This is a genomic window from Devosia insulae DS-56 (genome assembly GCF_000970465.2).
Classification (GTDB): domain Bacteria; phylum Pseudomonadota; class Alphaproteobacteria; order Rhizobiales; family Devosiaceae; genus Devosia_A; species Devosia_A insulae.
On the sequence record NZ_LAJE02000191.1, the window covers coordinates 1 to 15925 of the forward strand.

21 protein-coding genes are annotated in these 15925 nt (G+C 65.5%); 7 read left to right on the top strand and 14 right to left on the bottom strand.

Features of this window, described 5'->3' with window-relative positions; genetic code table 11:
* Positions 1 to 40 precede the first annotated feature (40 nt).
* The 4 genes from VW23_RS13570 to ftsE form a co-directional block, all read right to left on the bottom strand.
* Complete coding sequence (locus VW23_RS13570) at positions 41 to 385, bottom strand: hypothetical protein (protein ID WP_069910099.1); 345 nt, start codon at positions 383 to 385, stop codon at positions 41 to 43.
* 115 nt (positions 386 to 500) lie between these two features.
* Positions 501 to 1325 carry a lysophospholipid acyltransferase family protein gene (locus VW23_RS13575; protein ID WP_176730394.1) on the bottom strand — a complete coding sequence of 275 codons (825 nt, stop codon included), beginning with the start codon at positions 1323 to 1325 and terminating at the stop codon, positions 501 to 503.
* Positions 1326 to 1444: 119 nt separating this feature from the next.
* On the bottom strand, positions 1445 to 2386 hold the full coding sequence (locus VW23_RS13580) for a cell division protein FtsX (RefSeq protein WP_244513581.1): 942 nt from the start codon (positions 2384 to 2386) through the stop codon (positions 1445 to 1447).
* Positions 2376 to 3035, bottom strand: coding sequence for a cell division ATP-binding protein FtsE (gene ftsE / locus VW23_RS13585; protein ID WP_055046533.1), 660 nt, complete (start codon positions 3033 to 3035; stop codon positions 2376 to 2378). The genes VW23_RS13580 and ftsE overlap by 11 nt, the downstream gene beginning before the upstream one ends.
* Positions 3036 to 3204: 169 nt before the next feature.
* On the opposite strand from ftsE, the gene VW23_RS13590 reads away from it, so the two are divergent.
* Positions 3205 to 4149, top strand: coding sequence for an MJ0042-type zinc finger domain-containing protein (locus tag VW23_RS13590; protein WP_069910101.1), 945 nt, complete (start codon positions 3205 to 3207; stop codon positions 4147 to 4149).
* On the top strand, positions 4149 to 4559 hold the full coding sequence (locus tag VW23_RS13595) for a response regulator (protein WP_069910102.1): 411 nt from the start codon (positions 4149 to 4151) through the stop codon (positions 4557 to 4559). The genes VW23_RS13590 and VW23_RS13595 overlap by 1 nt, the downstream gene beginning before the upstream one ends.
* 4 nt (positions 4560 to 4563) lie before the next feature.
* Here VW23_RS13595 and VW23_RS13600 read toward each other — a convergent pair whose 3' ends face one another.
* A complete protein-coding gene (locus tag VW23_RS13600) occupies positions 4564 to 5667 on the bottom strand; it encodes a winged helix DNA-binding domain-containing protein (protein WP_069910103.1) in 1104 nt (367 codons plus the stop codon).
* Positions 5668 to 5763: 96 nt separating this feature from the next.
* Between VW23_RS13600 and VW23_RS13605 the strand changes: the two genes are divergently transcribed.
* Together VW23_RS13605 and VW23_RS13610 are read left to right on the top strand one after the other, a co-directional pair.
* Complete coding sequence (locus VW23_RS13605; RefSeq protein ID WP_069910104.1) at positions 5764 to 6129, top strand: CidA/LrgA family protein; 366 nt, start codon at positions 5764 to 5766, stop codon at positions 6127 to 6129.
* The gene (locus VW23_RS13610; RefSeq protein ID WP_069910105.1) at positions 6126 to 6842 is read left to right on the top strand and encodes an LrgB family protein; all 717 of its coding nucleotides are present in this window, start codon (positions 6126 to 6128) and stop codon (positions 6840 to 6842) included. Before VW23_RS13605 ends, VW23_RS13610 begins: the two co-directional genes overlap by 4 nt.
* On the opposite strand, the gene VW23_RS13615 is transcribed toward VW23_RS13610, so the two are convergent.
* Positions 6839 to 7468 (bottom strand): toxin-antitoxin system TumE family protein, encoded by a 630-nt coding sequence (locus tag VW23_RS13615; protein WP_342029923.1) that lies wholly within the window; start codon positions 7466 to 7468, stop codon positions 6839 to 6841. The two genes, VW23_RS13610 and VW23_RS13615, sit on opposite strands and share 4 nt — an antisense overlap.
* Positions 7469 to 7503: 35 nt before the next feature.
* Entirely contained in the window at positions 7504 to 8760 is a 1257-nt protein-coding gene (lysA, locus tag VW23_RS13620) for a diaminopimelate decarboxylase (RefSeq protein WP_069910117.1), read from the bottom strand.
* Between the two features lie 131 nt (positions 8761 to 8891).
* Between lysA and VW23_RS13625 the strand changes: the two genes are divergently transcribed.
* A complete protein-coding gene (locus VW23_RS13625; protein WP_176730396.1) occupies positions 8892 to 9494 on the top strand; it encodes a DUF924 family protein in 603 nt (200 codons plus the stop codon).
* Here the strand turns inward: VW23_RS13625 and VW23_RS13630 are convergent.
* The gene (locus VW23_RS13630; RefSeq protein ID WP_069910107.1) at positions 9491 to 10195 is read right to left on the bottom strand and encodes a gamma-glutamylcyclotransferase; all 705 of its coding nucleotides are present in this window, start codon (positions 10193 to 10195) and stop codon (positions 9491 to 9493) included. The two genes, VW23_RS13625 and VW23_RS13630, sit on opposite strands and share 4 nt — an antisense overlap.
* A 9-nt stretch (positions 10196 to 10204) precedes the next feature.
* A complete protein-coding gene (argH, locus tag VW23_RS13635) occupies positions 10205 to 11647 on the bottom strand; it encodes an argininosuccinate lyase (RefSeq protein WP_069910108.1) in 1443 nt (480 codons plus the stop codon).
* A 78-nt stretch (positions 11648 to 11725) separates the two neighbouring features.
* Between argH and VW23_RS13640 the strand changes: the two genes are divergently transcribed.
* Both VW23_RS13640 and VW23_RS13645 read left to right on the top strand, forming a co-directional pair.
* Entirely contained in the window at positions 11726 to 12337 is a 612-nt protein-coding gene (locus tag VW23_RS13640) for a TlpA disulfide reductase family protein (RefSeq protein ID WP_176730397.1), read from the top strand.
* A gap of 5 nt (positions 12338 to 12342) precedes the next feature.
* Positions 12343 to 13230 carry a PfkB family carbohydrate kinase gene (locus VW23_RS13645; protein WP_069910109.1) on the top strand — a complete coding sequence of 296 codons (888 nt, stop codon included), beginning with the start codon at positions 12343 to 12345 and terminating at the stop codon, positions 13228 to 13230.
* Positions 13231 to 13242: 12 nt separating this feature from the next.
* On the opposite strand, the gene VW23_RS13650 is transcribed toward VW23_RS13645, so the two are convergent.
* The 5 genes from VW23_RS13650 to VW23_RS13670 all read right to left on the bottom strand — a co-directional run bounded on the left by VW23_RS13650 (position 13243) and on the right by VW23_RS13670 (position 15831).
* Positions 13243 to 13863 (bottom strand): sugar O-acetyltransferase, encoded by a 621-nt coding sequence (locus tag VW23_RS13650; RefSeq protein ID WP_069910110.1) that lies wholly within the window; start codon positions 13861 to 13863, stop codon positions 13243 to 13245.
* A 169-nt stretch (positions 13864 to 14032) separates the two neighbouring features.
* Positions 14033 to 14260: a hypothetical protein gene (locus tag VW23_RS13655; protein WP_069910111.1), complete on the bottom strand. Its 228-nt coding sequence runs from the start codon at positions 14258 to 14260 to the stop codon at positions 14033 to 14035.
* 17 nt (positions 14261 to 14277) lie between these two features.
* Positions 14278 to 14454, bottom strand: coding sequence for a hypothetical protein (locus tag VW23_RS28995; RefSeq protein WP_176730398.1), 177 nt, complete (start codon positions 14452 to 14454; stop codon positions 14278 to 14280).
* Between the two features lie 91 nt (positions 14455 to 14545).
* The gene (locus VW23_RS13665; RefSeq protein ID WP_069910113.1) at positions 14546 to 15235 is read right to left on the bottom strand and encodes a rhomboid family intramembrane serine protease; all 690 of its coding nucleotides are present in this window, start codon (positions 15233 to 15235) and stop codon (positions 14546 to 14548) included.
* Complete coding sequence (locus VW23_RS13670; protein ID WP_069910114.1) at positions 15235 to 15831, bottom strand: cob(I)yrinic acid a,c-diamide adenosyltransferase; 597 nt, start codon at positions 15829 to 15831, stop codon at positions 15235 to 15237. The genes VW23_RS13665 and VW23_RS13670 overlap by 1 nt, the downstream gene beginning before the upstream one ends.
* Positions 15832 to 15925 lie beyond the last annotated feature (94 nt).

The window sequence follows — 15925 nt, forward strand, 5'->3', positions numbered from 1 at the left end:
GGGTGGGGGTCAGCCCGCACCGGATGCAGTGTCGGCTAAGTTACGCAGCGCTCAGCCCAATGATCGGTTCGGCGCCTTCGAGGTCCCACACTACGGTCAGCCGCTCGATGGCGTCGGCGCTGGTTTCGACGTGGAAGACGCGGTCGGCGCAGTCCATGGCGAGGCGGAAGCGAGCGCGGCTCACCGGATCCTCGACAAGATCGGCGGCGCCGCCGGCCCACATGACGTGCGGGCCAAGCGCGATCAGGTAGAGCTCGTCGGCCTTGAAGCTGAAATCGTCGAAACGCAGCGGTTCGAGCGCATAGTAACGGCCCGAGCGACCGCGCCAGTTCACCGGATGCGCGGTGGCGTGCTGCAGCAGCGTACGATCGAGTGTCGGCACCATGCCCCCGGCTCCTTCGATACAAGGCGAAAGAGAACGAATATAGAACAAATTTGAGCTAAATGTCAAGCACCGCCCAGCGTGACGTCTACACCTATGGGCTGCGTCGCTGATTCCGTCAAGATGTAGTGGTTTGGAGTGGTCCGGGCGCTATCCCTTGCTTGAGCTTCTCGAGCCGGTCGCGCAGCTCGGGGCTGATCGGGCGGTCGAGGCCTGCTTCATAGGCCTCGAGGATCAGTCGGTTGGTTTCGCCCTCGATCGCCGTGATCAGGCGCTGACGAAACTCCTCCACCGGCAGGCCCGGGGGGATGGTGGGGAGGAACTTGGCGCGGGCGGTGCCGGGCCAGAGCAGCAGGCTGTTGCGGCCCCAGAACAGGCCGGAATTGAGCGCCACCGGCACCACCGGAATGTTGAGGCCCTCGTAGAGCCGGACCACGCCGTAGCGATAATCGTAGGGTTCGAGCGGCGCTTTCCGCGTGCCCTCGGGAAAAATGATGATGCGGGCGCCGTTGGCAAGCGAGCGCCGGGCATCGGAGAGCATCAGCGGGATGGCGTCGCCGCCCTTGGAACGGTCGACGCGGATGGTGTCGAAGGCCATTGCCGCCTGGCCGAAGAACGGGATGTCGATCAGCTCTTTCTTGGCAATAAAAGCGGGGCGCCGTGCGCCCGGCAGCAAAGCGAAGATGTCCCAGTCGCTCATGTGCTTACTGGCGATGATGCAGGGCCCATCGGGGATGTTCTCGATCCCCTCGACATCGGTCTTGATGCCGGCGATGAGCCGCAGCGCCAGGATGTGCGAGTGGATCCAGTAGAGCGCCAGGGTCCAGCCGAATCGGGTGCGGCCCCAGATGATGGCGCTGCCGCCCACCAGCAGCGCCAGCACGACGGTCTGCAGGTAGAACACCGCGTAGAACAGCAGCGAGCGCAACGCCTGGCCGAGCAAAGTCGATCCTCCCCCATTTGCGCCGGAGGGTGCCTGCGCGACGCTGTGCCCGCAAGGCGTAATAACTGACGATGGCCAAGACCGTCGCCGCGGCGGACGACGAAGACGTCGCCGGGGGGCTAGGACGTCTTCTGCAGGAAGCGGCGCACCGTCATGCGCGAGGTGATGGCAGTGAGCGCGGCGATCACCGGGACCACGGCGAGGATGCCGAACATGCCGTCGATGCCCAGCGCGAAGCGGCCGAACAGGATCCCCAGCTGCTGGCCGGCCTCCTGCGGCACCATCGAGCCAGCAGCGACGCCGACCATCAAAAAGAACAGCAGCGCCGCGAGGCCGCCGAAGATGCCGCCGCGGAAGCCGATGGTCAGGAAGCGGCCCTGGAACTCGCCGGCGATAAAGCTGTTCGAGGCGCCGATGAAGTGCAGCACATCGACGATCTCGCGGTTCGACGCCATGGTGCCGCGGGTGGCGAAGATGATGGCGAGCACGGTGGCCACCACGATCAGCGTCAGCACCAGGAGGCCCGAGGCGACGATGGTGCCGGCCATGACGTTGAGCTGCTGACGCCAGGCGGCGTGGGTATCGAGGCTGGCGCCTTTCACCGCGGTGAGGTCGCGCTGCAGCTTGTCCACATCGGCTTCGGCGGGGTCGGCAAGCTGCACGACGACGAGGCGGGGGATGTCGATGGCGGTGAGGTCGAGGCCGGCGCCGAGCCAGGGCTCGAGCAGCTTCTGGCTCTCTTCGAGGGTCAGGGCGCGGGCCGAGGCGACGCCGGGCGTTGCTTCCGCCAGCGCCACCGCGGTGCGCAGGTTCGAGTCCATCACCTCGCCTTCGACCGGGCGGATCTGGATGGTCATCTCGCGGCCGACATCGGAGGACCAGGCGATGGCGGATTTCTGTACCAGCACCACGCCGCCGAGCGTCACGCCACTCAGGAACGTCATGATGGCGATCAGCAGCACCAGGGTGCGGCCGGAGACCGAACGCTCCGGCACGATGGCGGCAGCGCGTTCGCGGTTCTCGATCCCGACGAAGCGGGGGAGCTTCAGCTCAATCGGCAAAGACGATCTCCCCCTCATTGAGGATCATGCGCGGGAAGGGGAAGGCATCGAGCAGCGGCAGCTCGTGCGTCGCGAGGATGATGGTCGTCCCCATCTTGTTGAGTTCAGCGAAGAGCCGCACCAGCCGCAGCGACAGCTCGGGGTCGACGTTACCGGTGGGCTCGTCCGCCAGGAGGATATCAGGGCGGCCGATCACGGCGCGGGCGATGGCGGCGCGCTGCTTCTCACCGCCCGACAGCACCGCCGGCAGTGCATCGAGGCGCTGGCCGAGGCCGACCCACTCGAGCAGTTCGGTGACATTGGCACGATAGCTCGCCTCGGGCTCACCAAGCACGCGCAACGGCAGCGCCACGTTCTCGAAGGTGGTGAGGTGGTCGAGCAGGCGGAATTCCTGGAACACGATGCCGATGTGACGGCGCATCTGCAACAGCGCATCCTGGTCGAGCGAGGAGGTGTCCTTGCCGAACAGGGTGACCCGTCCGCGGGTCGGCCGCAGCGACAACAGCAGCAGCTTCAGCAGCGACGTCTTGCCCGACCCGGAAGGGCCGGTGAGGAAATGGAACGTGCCGGGTTCGATGCGGAAATTGAGATCGCGGAGGATCTCGGGCCCCTGCCCATAGCGCAGGCCGACATTGGAGAACTCGATCACCGGGCCATCCGCTCCGAATCAGTTGAGAGGCATCATAACAGCGGCATCCCGCCGGGGCGGGGTTCTCACCCATAATTCAGCCCAAATCTTGGTCGGCCGACGCAGTAGCCGCGGCAGTTTCGACGTTCGGGTTTGAGGAAACTTAACCCGGCGCCGCTAGCTTTCGCCCATGCGTTCACTCCAGCCAGCGACGGTCGTCATCGCCTGCCCGCATTGCGGCACGCGTTATCAGGTGCCGCCCGAAACGCTCGGGCCGCGCGGCCGGCAGGTCAGCTGTGCCCATTGCGGCAAAGCCTGGATGGCGGAAGCCCAGATCGCGCCGCCGGACGACGACAAGCTGTTTACGCCGACCGAGGAAGAGGCGCTCGACCGCGAGTTCAAGGCGATCGAGCACCGTACCGGTATTGCCGAGATCCCCGCTTCGCTGCGTGGCGTGATGCCCGACGGGGCGCCACCGCCCGAAGTGGTGCGCTCGATCGCCGAGATCAAAGCTGCTATCGCCCCGAAAACGGCAGAGCCGACACCGGCCCCCGAACTTGCACCAAAGCCCACTGCAGCCGAACGGGCGGCCAACGGCAAACTGGAGAAGCGGCAGCGCGCCGTAGCGCGCCGGCTGCCGGCGGCCAAGCTGTTCCGGATGATCCGCATCGCTGCGGTTTGCCTGCTGGTAGCGGTGGTCGCAGGCGGGCTGTTGTTCCGCACCGAGATCGTCAAGCAGGCGCCTTCGATGGCCGGGGTTTACTCCGCGCTCGGAATGGGCGTGAACGTGGTCGGCCTCGAATTTTCAGACGTTTCGACGGTGATGAGCCGGCGCGGCGACAGCGACGTGATCAGCGTCACCGCCACGATCCACGGTGTCGAAGCGCGCCGCGTGGTGGTGCCGCCGGTGGTGGTGAGCCTCCTCGATGCACATGGCGCGCCGCTCTATCAATGGAGCGTCATGCCGCCGGCCCCGGATGTCGAGCCGGGCGAGGCCGTTGCCTTTTCGGCCGAACTCGCGTCGCCGCCTGACGGCGCGACGCAACTGCGCCTGGGCTTTGCCTCGAGCCGGCAGAACGTCGCGGCGATACCGCCGGTGACGACCAAGGAAATACCTCAAGAGACCGTACACTGATGGCCAGAATCCTGCTTGCTGAAGACGATGATGGAGTGCGGGCGTTCGTCTCGCGTGCCCTCGCGCACATGGGCCACGATGTGGTGGAAGCCGAGGATGGCGGCCTCGCCGCCGAGGTGATGCAGGAGGAGCAGGGGCGCTTCGACCTGTTGCTCTCCGACATCAAGATGCCGGTGATGGATGGCATCGCGCTGGCGCTCAACGTCGCCTCGGCCTGGCCTGAGGTCACCATCATGCTGATGACCGGCTTTGCCGACCAGCGCGAGCGCGCGCACGGCCTCGACCAGCTGATCTACGATGTGATCCCAAAGCCCTTCACGCTGGCGCAGGTGCTGGAAAAGGTCGACGACGCCCTTGCCGGCCGGCCGCCAGAGATTATCTCGCTGGCCCGCCAGGCGATGATCGGGTGAACGGCTAGTCCGCGAGTTCCAGCACGCGGACGTCGAAGGTCTCGGCCTTTTCCTCCATGAAGCGCAGGAACCTCAGTCCCTCGCGCTCGATCTCGGCGACGTCCGCTTTCCTCAACTGGTGGTAGGGGGTGACGGTGAGCACCGCCGCGCCCTTCTTGCTGTCGATGCCCCAGCCGGCCGACATCAGGCCGTCGACCAAGACGCCCGGCTTGACGTTGTTGACGAAGTCGCCGCGCAGTTCGTCGCCCTCAACAAGGAAACGGCGGCGGTTGTCGTAGCCGAGCATGGCGTTTTCATAGAGCGGCAGGAAGCGGACCGGGGCTGGGGTGTCGGCATCGGGACGCGGCGCGTCGGGCAGGTCGAACAGTTCGCGGCCATCGGGAGCGGTGAACGTGGCGAGCTCAGGGCGCAGCGCTTCGAACACCTCGCCGAGCCTGGTGAGGCGCGACCAGCTCTGCATGTCGGCGACGCTGGCCGGGCCATAGGCGGCGAGGTAGCGGCGCACCAGGGTTTCGCGGGCGATCGGGCGCTCATAGGGCGCCGGCAGCCAGTTGCCGATGCGGGTGATAACAGGCGAATGGCCGGAGCCCCAGATGCGGGTCGGCGGAATCTGGATCAGCGTGTCGGTCGATTGCAGCAGCATGGTCATGGCCAAGGGCTCACCCTCGGGGAAGCGCTCGGCGAGGCGCTTGCCGAGCTGGCCGGCGGTCATCGGCTCGGCGTCGAGCAGTTTTCGCGCCAGCTCCAGCACCGCGGCTTCGTCATTGCCGCCGAAGCGCTTCTTGAAGTTGCTGAGCCAGACCGAGCGGAGGAACGGCTGCATCTCTGCCCGGATGCCGATCAGGTCGTCGATGGTGTGGAGATGGAGCGTACCGCGCATGGTGGTGGCGCGGGCCAGCGTGCGATCGACGATCAGCGCGGTCAGGGCTTCGTGGCTGAAGCCGTTCAACCGGGACCACAAGCCGATATAGGGGTCGTGGGTCTGCTGCGCCTGCATGCCGAGCAGCCAGGCGATGGTGTCGGTGATCGACAGGTCACTGCGTTCGAGCAGCAGCTGGCGGGCGAGGGTGGCGCGGTTCAAGTGGCGATCGGTCAGGGTTTGGGTCATGAGCGCCTCCTTGGCATAGCCATAAACTAGCCGGGGCGTACTGACAGGGCCTGTCAGCAGCTTGCACAGGCAGGAATCCGGCTCGATAGTCCTCGCATGATTGCCATTCTCGCATTGCTGCTCGCCTGCCAACTGGCCGGCGAAATCCTGGCGCGCTCGCTGGCTCTGCCGATGCCGGGCCCGGTGGTCGGGCTGATCCTCCTCGCCATCGTGCTGCTGGCGTGGGTGCAACGGCGACCGGACCTCAAGGGGATGCTGCTCGACAAGGTCGCGACCTTTCTCGTCGGCGGGCTGGGGCTGTTGTTCGTGCCGACCGGCGTCGGCGTGGTGCAGCAACTGGGGCTGCTCGGCGATTATGGCGTGGGGATCGTCCTGACGCTGATCATCTCGGCCGTGCTCACCATGCTGGCGACGGTCGGGGCGTTCCTTGCCGTGAAGCGCTGGACGGGGAAGCGGCCATGAACGATCCGTTCGCGCTCTGGGTCTATCTCAGCTCGACGCCGCTGCTGTGGCTGACGGTGACGCTGTGCGTCTGGGTCGGGGCGGACTGGCTGGCGCTGAAATCGGGTCGCAACCCGCTGGTCAATCCCGTGCTGCTGTCGATCATCGCGGTCGGCGCTGTGCTGCTCGTTACCGGCACACCCTATGGGCGCTATTTCGAAGGCGCGCAGTTCGTGCATTTCCTGCTCGGCCCAGCGATCGTCGCCATCGCCGTGCCGTTGGTCACCAACCGCAGGATCGTGATGGAAAACCTGTTGCCGCTGCTCGGCGCGCTGCTGGCAGGCTCGGTGACGGCGATCGTCTCGGTGGTGCTGTGCGGTCGGCTGTTCGGGTTGCCACCGGATGTGCTGCTGGCGCTGGTGCCGAAATCGGTGACGGCAGGCGTCGCCATGGGCATTGCCGAGCAGATCGGCGGCTCGCCCTCGCTCACCGCGGTGCTGGTGGTGCTGACCGGGGTCACCGGCGCCGTACTGGTGACGCCGATCATGAACGCCTTGAAGATCACCGACTACGCAGCGCGCGGCTTTTCGGTCGGGCTCGCCTCGCACGGCATCGGCACGGCGCGCGCCTTTGCCGTCGATCCGGTGGCCGGCACCTTTGCCGGCATCGCCATGGGGCTCAACGCGGTGTTGACCTCGGTGCTCGCGCCGGTATTGGCGGCGTGGCTGGTTTAGGCCGCGGCGGATACGCGAAAGTCGAAATGGATGTCCTCGTAGGGGAACACTACCCTTCCATCATCGGCGGTGTAGACGAGCCCGGCCTTTCGAAGTGCGCTGATGTCGTTGTGCACACCCTTGAAGTCGCGGCCAACGCGGCGGGCCAGTTCCCTGATGCTTATCGGTCCTGCGCCGCTCATTGTCTGGATGATTGCCATTCGATTGGGCGCCAGGATCCGGTGCAGCAAGTCGTAGGAGACGAAGTTGAACCGGGGCGTGGGGTCCACGCCGCCACTTTCGAGGAGACGCTGAAGGTCCTGCATGGACTCATCATGGCTCATCACGCTGATCACCAAGGTTTTCGAGAAGCCATCTTCGGGCTTCCAGAAGGAAATCTCGCCGGAGCTGGTCGAGGTCGATGAAGTCATAGCTGTACTCCTTGTCCCCAACATGCCTGTGGTCGCCTTTGCCGGCTCGTTGTCGTACCGCAGGACGCAGACATCGTCGGCGACCAAAGCCAGGCGGTACTTGTAGCGATGGCTGCTGCCGCGCAGCGGCGCCGGAACCTCCCAGGCGACCAACTCGACGAACACCGTGTCGGTGAAGGCGGTTCGGTAGGAGAAGATCAGCTTCGCGTTGACCAATCTAACCCCTCCCTCAGGTGATGTAAATGATTACATCACACCCAGTCGGGGACGCTGTCCAGTGCGATCAGCTCGGCGATCGACTTGCGGGGGCGGATGACGTGCCACTTGTCGCCGTCGACCAGCACTTCGGGCACCAGCGGGCGCGAATTGTAAGTCGAAGCCATCACCGCGCCATAGGCGCCGGCCGACATCACTGCGAGCAGGTCACCTTCCTTGACGCCCTCCATCTTCCTGTCCTGGGCGATGAAATCGCCGGTCTCGCAGACCGGGCCGACCACATCGGCGGTGATCTGCGGCAGGTTCGAATGCACCACGGGCTGGATGTCGTGATGCGCCTCATAGAGGGTGGGGCGGATCAGGTCGTTCATCGCCGCATCGACGATGACGAAGGTCTTGCCGCCTTCCTTCACGTACTCGACCTTGGTGACGAGGATACCGGCATTGCCGACGATCAACCGGCCGGGCTCCAGCACCAGCGACACGCCGAGCGGGCCGATATGCTTCCTGACGATCTCGGCATAGGCGGGCGGAGCCGGCGGGGCGTCTTCGTCGTGATGGTACGGGATGCCGAGGCCGCCGCCGACATCGGCGTGGCGGATATCGTGGCCGGCGGCCTTCAGGTCGCGCACCAGTTCGGCGAGCAGCGCGAAGGCGTTGTCGAACGGCGTCATGTCGGTGATCTGGCTGCCGATATGCATGTCGACGCCGACGGCGCGCACCCCGGGCAGCGCGGCGATGCGGGCATAGACCTCGCGGGCCCGCGCGAACGGGATGCCGAACTTGTTCTCGGCCTTGCCGGTCGAGATCTTCGCATGCGTGCCGGCATCGACATCGGGGTTGATGCGCACCGAGACCGGTGCGGTCATGCCCATGGAGACGGCGACGTCGCTCAGCCGCTCGAGCTCCGGCTCGCTCTCGAGGTTGAAGCACTTGATGCCGACTTCGAGCGCCCGGCGCATCTCGGCGAAGGTCTTGCCGACGCCGGAGAAAACGATGCGGTTGGCCGGCACTCCGGCGGCAATGGCGCGCTCGAGCTCGCCGCCCGAGACCACGTCAGCGCCGGCGCCTTCCTTGGCGATGAGCTTGATCACCGCCTGGTTGGAGTTGGCCTTCATGGCATAGGCGACGAGGGTGTCGATGCCCTTGAAGGCATCGCGCATCACCCGCACGTGGCGGCGCAGCGTCGCGGCCGAATAGACATAGAACGGGGTGCCCACCTTGCCGGCGAGGGCGGTGAGGTCGACCTCCTCGGCGAACAGCCGGTCGTCGCGATACTGGAAGTGATGCACCAAGGTCCTGCGCCCCTACGAAATCCGGGCGAAGCTCTAGGCGAAAGGGCGGCAAAGGGGAAGTCAGACTTCTCGATTGGCGCGATCAAGCCAGATGATCCATGCTGTCCAGAACGGAGCGGGAGGGCGTCGTGGACGCAGCAGTTTACGATGAAGTGCATGATTTCTGGTTCGGACCACTGCCAGAGGTCGACAGCTTTCCGCTCGACCGCTTCCCGATCTGGTTCGGTGGCGGAGAAGCCGTCGACCAGGATATCATCCGTCGCTTTGGCCGGGCGCTTGCGATTGCAGACAGTGGTGCCGAGGCGAAGAACCTCACGCTACGGCAGCAAGTGGGACGTATCGTGCTGCTGGACCAGATGAGCCGGAACATCCATCGCGATTTGCCGGATGCCTATGCGCTGGATCCCCTTGCCCGTCGATATTCTCGTGAAGTGGTTGCCGGTGGGCTCGATCGCTTCCGGCTAGTCGAGCGCGTGTTCGCGATCCTGCCTCTGGGGCACAGCGAAGTCCTCGCGGATCAGGACGATGCGGTGCAACTCTACCTTGACAATATCGCACCCCACGCCCCGTCGGATAACCGCTTTTACGAGGCGTGCCGGATCCAGTCGCAAAAATATCGTGACATAATCGCCCAGTTCGGGCGCTTTCCGCACCGCAACGAGGTCTTGCGGCGAGCATCTACTCCGCAAGAGGTCGCGTTCATGAGGGGTGCGAAGTTGACGCCGTTCTAGTTCGCGGGCCAGTGGTGGTCGATCCGTTCGGCGATCAGCCGCTGCAGGGCCCACAGGTTGCGGTCGTGGATGTCGTATTCGGCGAGTTTCTGCACGGTCGAGAGCACATACTCGGCCATCGAGCCCTTCCAGCCATGCGCCTGCGCCAGCCGGTCGGCACGTTCTGCCAAGGTGAGACCGCCGACATAGCGTGTGCTCTGGCGGTTGATGGCAAAGGCGAGGGCGGTGAGCGGACCTTCGGCGGTGGCGACCTTGATCCAGCGGCCGGGGAAGGCGTTGGGCACCATGCTCATTTCGCGGCGCACCAGCTTGTCCATGTTGGCTTTGATGGTGCCGGCCGGGATGCGGAAGGCAACGCTGCGGCAGCTGCCGCCGCGATCGAGGCACATCATCAGCCCAGGCTGCTTGGGGTTGCCTCGCCAGCGCTGGTCGAACAGGCAAAAGCTGCGGTGCCAGCCACTGGCGACGGCGATGCGCTGCTGGTCGAACTCGGTGGCCGGATTCCAGATCAGCGAGCTCAGCGCGAAGATCCAGAACTCGCCTTCCGGCGCGGTGTCGATGATGCGCGCGACTTCCGCATCGTAGTCGGCCTCGGTCGCCGGACGAATACCAGGGTAGGTGGCCTGGCCCGGATCCTCGATCACCGGGATGCGGGCGACATGGTCGGCGGTGAGGTGCAGCGGGCGGGGCTGGCGCGGCATTGCCGAAGCCTACTCCACTCCGCCGTCGCCGTGACCCCCCGATTTCTTCACGCTGACCGGCTCGGACTTCACGCCGGTGAGGAGCTGTTTCCAGCGGGCGGCCTGCAGCGCGACGTTTTCCGGCGCGGTGCCGCCATAGCTCTTGCGGGCGGCGACCGAGCTTTCGACGCTCAGCACCTTATGGATGCGGCTGTCGATGCGGTGGTCGACGAACTTGAAATCCTCAATGGTCAACCCGTCGAGCGTCATGCCCTTCTGCTCGGCCAGCGCCACGATCTGCCCGGTGATGTGATGGGCCTCGCGGAACGGGATATTGGCCTGCTTGACCAGCCAGTCGGCGATATCGGTGGCAGTGGAGAAGCCGGCATTGGCCGAAGCGCGCATCTTCTCGCGGTTGGCCTTCAGGTCTTCGACCATGCCGGTCATCGCGGCGAGCGACAGCGACAGCGAGTCGAGTGCGTCGAAGGCGACTTCCTTGTCTTCCTGCATATCCTTGGAATAGGCGAGCGGCAGGCCCTTCATGACGATCAGCAGGCTGGTCAGAGCGCCCATGATGCGGCCGACCTTGGCGCGGATCAGCTCGGCGGCATCGGGGTTGCGCTTCTGCGGCATGATCGACGAGCCGGTGGTGAACTTGTCGCTGAGTTTCACGAAGCCGAACTGCGACGACGACCAGATCACCAGTTCCTCGGCGAAGCGGGAAAGGTGCATGGCGCAGAGGCTGGCGGCCGAAAGCGTCTCGAGGATGAAATCGCGATCGGAGACGGCGTCGAGCGAGTTGGCGGTGGGGCGATCGAAGCCGAGCGCCTTCGCCGTCATGTCGCGATCGATCGGGTAGGGGGTGCCGGCGAGTGCAGCCGAGCCGAGCGGGCTTTCGTTGAGGCGCTTGCGCGCATCTTCGAAGCGGCCGTAGTCGCGGCCGAGCATTTCGACATAGGCGAGCAGATGGTGGCCGAAGGTTACCGGCTGGGCATTCTGCAGGTGGGTGAAGCCGGGCATGATGGTGGCGACTTCTTCCTCGGCCCGCTTCACCAGCGCCAGCTGCAGGGTTTTCACCTGCGCCAGGAGGGTATCGATGGCATCGCGGACATAGAGGCGAAAATCGGTGGCCACCTGGTCGTTGCGCGACCGGGCGGTGTGGAGGCGCCCAGCGGCATCGCCGATCACCTCCTTCAGCCGGCTCTCGACATTCATGTGAATGTCCTCGAGCGCACGCGAGAACGTGAATTTGTTTGTCTCGATCTCGTCGAGCACGGTCTTTAGGCCGGTGATGATCGCGTCGCGGTCCGCCTGGGTCAGGATGCCCACTTCCGCCAGCATGGTGGCGTGTGCGATAGAGCCGGCGATGTCCTGCTTGTAGAGCCGCTGATCGAAGCCGATGGAGGCGTTGATCTCTTCCATGATGGCGTCGGGCCCGGTCGCAAAACGGCCGCCCCACATGCGATTGCTCATCTCAACTCCAACGTAGACCCAACGGTGACCATGACCGACCAAAGCCCCGCCCCGACCCGGAGATTGCGCCCCAGGCGGGTGCTGCTCGTCGCCCTGATCAGTGCGGCGGTAGCACTAGTCCTTACCCTCGTCATTGGCAACTTCATGCCGGCGCAGGCAACGCAGTGCGATCCGCAGGTGGTGAAAGGGCAGAAGATCGACGCGGCGGCCATCGGCATGCTGGCAGCGCTCAACGGCACCGGCGAGGGCCGGGGCTATGCCGACATGTCGTTCAAGGACGCGGCGGGCGCGCCGACGACGATCGGCAGCTTTGCCGGCAAGAAGCTGCTGGTGAATTTCTGGGCCAGCTGGTGCGTGCCGTGCCGCGAGGAAATGCCCGCGCTCGACGCCATCGCGACGAAGTACAATTCGGAGCAGTTCATGGTGCTGCCGATCAACCTCGATGTCGGCGAGAGCGGGCTCGAGAAGGCGAAGAAATTCCTCGCCGACGAAGAGCTCAAGAACCTGCCGCTTTACGCGGATTCCACCTTCGATGCGTTCAAGCGGCTGCAGCAGCAGGCGGTGGCGATCGGGCTGCCGGCAACGCTGCTGCTCGACGAAAAAGGCTGCGAACTCGCCGTGCTGCAGGGCCCGGCCGAATGGGATTCGCCTGACGGTCACAACGTCATCGACACGCTGATCGGAACCTGACCCGCATGCGCCGGATCCTCTGCGTCGGTGCCCTGACCATGGACACCATCTTCCGACTGGATCGCCTGCCGGACGGGCCGGGCAAAGTCATTCCGCTCGATGCGGTCGAGGTCGCCGAAGGCATGGCGGCGGCGCAGGCGGCGAGCATTGTGCGGCTTGGCGGCAAGGCGGCGCTCTGGGCTTCGGCCGGCGACGATGCGACGGGCGATCGGCTGGTGCAGCAGATTTCCGGCGAAGGCGTCGACTGCTCGCGAGTGCGGCGCGTCGCCGGTTCGCGCTCGGGCTTTTCGTCGATCTTCATGGATCGCAGCGGCTCGACGATGATCGTGCCGCGCTACGATCCGACGCTGATGGCGCCGCCGGAAGTTGCCCCGAATCTTGGTGGCATCGATGCGGTGATGGTTGACGTGCGCTGGCCGGGTGCGGCGGCGCTGGCGCTGGGTGCGGCGAAGGCGGCGGGCATTCCGGCGATCCTCGATGCCGATATGGCGGCGCGCGACGTGCTCGACGGCTTGCTGCCGCTGGCGACGCATGTGGTGGCCTCCGAGAGCGCGGCAAAGCTGGTGACTGGGGCGGATACCGCCGAGCAGGCGGCCGGATGGCTGGCCGTCAGCCATGGCGGCTTCGTTGCGGTCACGGCCGGCGCCGATGGCTGCTGGTGGACCGAGGGCGACGGGATCCGCCACTCTCCGGCGCCGAAGGTCGAGGCGATCGATACGCTGGCGGCGGGCGATGTGTTCCATGCCGGCTTCGCCGTCGGGCTGCTCGAGGGCTGGCCGATGCGCAATGTCATCGCCTTTGCGTCGGCCGCCGCGGCAATCAAGTGCACGCGGTTCGGCGGCCGGCTCGGCGCGCCGTCGCGCGCCGAGGTCGAGGCGTTTCTCATCCGGTAGCAGGGTCTCTGGCTAAGCTGCGTTCGCCGCCTGGCGGATCGGCTTGGCGTCGGCCTTGCGGATCACCCGGCAGGGGTTGCCGGCGGCCAGCACGACGGCAGGAATGTCGCGGGTGACGACGCTGCCGGCGCCGATGGTGGTGCCGTCGCCGATGCTGACACCGCCGACGATGATGGTGCCGGCGCCGATCCAGCAATGCTTGCCGATGTTGATCGGCTTGTTGATGCACTGGGCGCCGATCAGCTTGCCGGTCTTGGGATCGCGGCGCTCGCGCTCGTGCGGGTCGACCGGGTGGCCGGCGGTCAGGAACATCACCCGCGGTGCAATGGCGGTGCCGTCGCCGATGCGCACTTCAGCGCCGTCGAGGAACACGCATTCGAAGTTGATGAACACGCCTTCGCCGATATGGATGTGCTTGCCGTATTCCCAGGTGACGGGGCTCAGGACGAAGCTGTCGCCGAAGCTGCCGAGCTGGTCGCGGAACATCGCGGTGCGGTTGGCCATGTCCCAGTTGGGGACGGCGTTGAGGCGGTCGAGTTTCTTTTTGGCTTCGACCTGCAGTTCGATCAGGTCCCAGTCCGGCCCTTCATAGAGCTCGCCCGACACCATCTTCTCGTAGCCCGTCTTGCTCATTGGGGCCAATCTCCTGTTCAGCGTGTCCCCCCGCTGAAAGCGGTCGCTTCTGCCCCGATGGGACAGCCCCCGCAAGCGCACAGTTTGCAGAATTGCGCGCTGCTTCGCCCCGTCCGTTCAGACGGGGTTCAGGGATCGCGCGTCGCACGACGGGTTGCTGAACAGCCGTTCAGGCAGTGCGGTCGATGATGCGGCCGACGAAGGCGTCGGAGCGCTCTTCCATGTCGGTGAGGGCCCGCTCGAGGTCGGCGCCAGTGGAAGCGGAGCCTTCGTTGATCTGCTTGAGCAGCATCTGGTGTTCGAGGTCGGCGCGTTTCTTGGCGACGAGCACCTGCGCCACGCCCAGAGTGTCGGCCTCGCGGAAGGCCATGCGATAGATCGACGTGTCGAGGTTCATCACACCCCTCCGGCTGGTCAGGCTATTTTGTCGACCTTGGTCCCCTGGCCGGGCGGTGGAGCGGAACGCGCCACGCCGTCGACCATCTGGATCAGCGAAATCTCCATCTCGTGCGATTTCTTCAGCACGGCGATGGCAATGGATTGCTGCGTCCCGGCGGAGCGCGCGGCAAGCAGCTGCGATGTCAGATCCATGTCCATCCCAGGGGTTTTATGACCGGGGCGTAAACGAAACCTTCCCGAAGCTGTGTCGGAATGGTGCGATCGTGAATCAATGGTTTACGGATCAGTGTCCGCCGAACAGCGCCACGTCACGCCGCTTCAGCGGCACGCAGAGTGCCGCGCCGACAATCAGCCCGCCGACATGGGCGGACCAGGCGACCGGGCTGGCGTCGCCGAAAAACAGGTAGAACAGCTGCACCGCGGCCCAGGCGCCAAGCATCCAGAGCGCCGGCAGCGGCAGCGGGATCGGGATGGTCAGGCCCAGCAGCACATAGACCCGGGCATGCGGGTAAAGGACGATATAGGCGCCCATTACCCCGGCGACGGCGCCCGAGGCGCCGATCAGCCAGGTATAGGTGCCCATGGCGAAGAGGATGTAGACCAGCCCCGAAAGCGCGGCACAGGCGAGGTAGAACGCCGCGAACTTCACATGCCCCAGCGCGTCCTCGATATTGTCGCCGAATACCCAGAGGAACAGCATGTTGCTGCCCAGGTGCAGCCAGTCGGCGTGAAAGAAGGCGTAGGTGATGAGCGTCAGGCCATCGGGAAGGTAGGCCAGCCGGTCGGGCGCGTCGGGCTGCAGGAAATAGGCCGGTACGGCGGCGTAGCTCAGCGCGAACTGGTCGAAACTGAGCCCGCTGCCATGCGCCAGCTGGATCAGGAACACCAGGACGTTCAACCCGATGATGCCATAGGTGACATAGGGGAACCTGATGTGCCGGACCGGATTGCGATCGTGCAGCGGAATGAACATCAGCCGCGCGACTGCCCCTCGTGGCCGAACTTGCCCGGCGTCCACAGCACGTCGCTGTCGCCGTTGGCGTTGGCCACCCGGGCCATGACGAACAGCAGGTCCGACAGCCGATTGAGGTAGACCAGCACGGCGTTGTTGACGTCGGGTTCGGCGGCGATCAGCTCGACCACCAGGCGTTCGGCGCGACGGGTGACGGTGCGGCCCAGATGCAGTGCGACCGAGAGCGGTGTGCCGCCGGGGAGGACGAAGCTCGTCAGCGGCTTCAAGCCTTCATTGTAGTGGTCGATCTGCTCTTCGATCCATGCCGTCTGCTGCGCGGTGATGCGCAATGAGGGCGGCGCCCCGGCCGGATCGGCGCCTGGGGTGGCGAGGTCGGAGCCGAGGTCGAACAGATCGTTCTGGACGCGCGCCAGCAGCCGGTCGAGCTTGGGCATCGAGCCGGTGTGGAGCCGCGCCATGCCGATGAAGCTGTTGGCCTCGTCGACCGTGCCGAAGCACTCGACGCGGAGGTCCGCCTTGGAGCGGCGCGGACCGCGCACCAGACCGGTGGTGCCGTCATCGCCGGTCTTGGTGTAAATCTTGTTGAGCTTGACCATGTCGTTCCGCCGCGAGTCAGTGGCGAGAAGCTATCGCAGGCAGGTGTGTGCCACCACTGCGGTCGCTGTCTCTTCTGCACATCTGTCCGTGCCG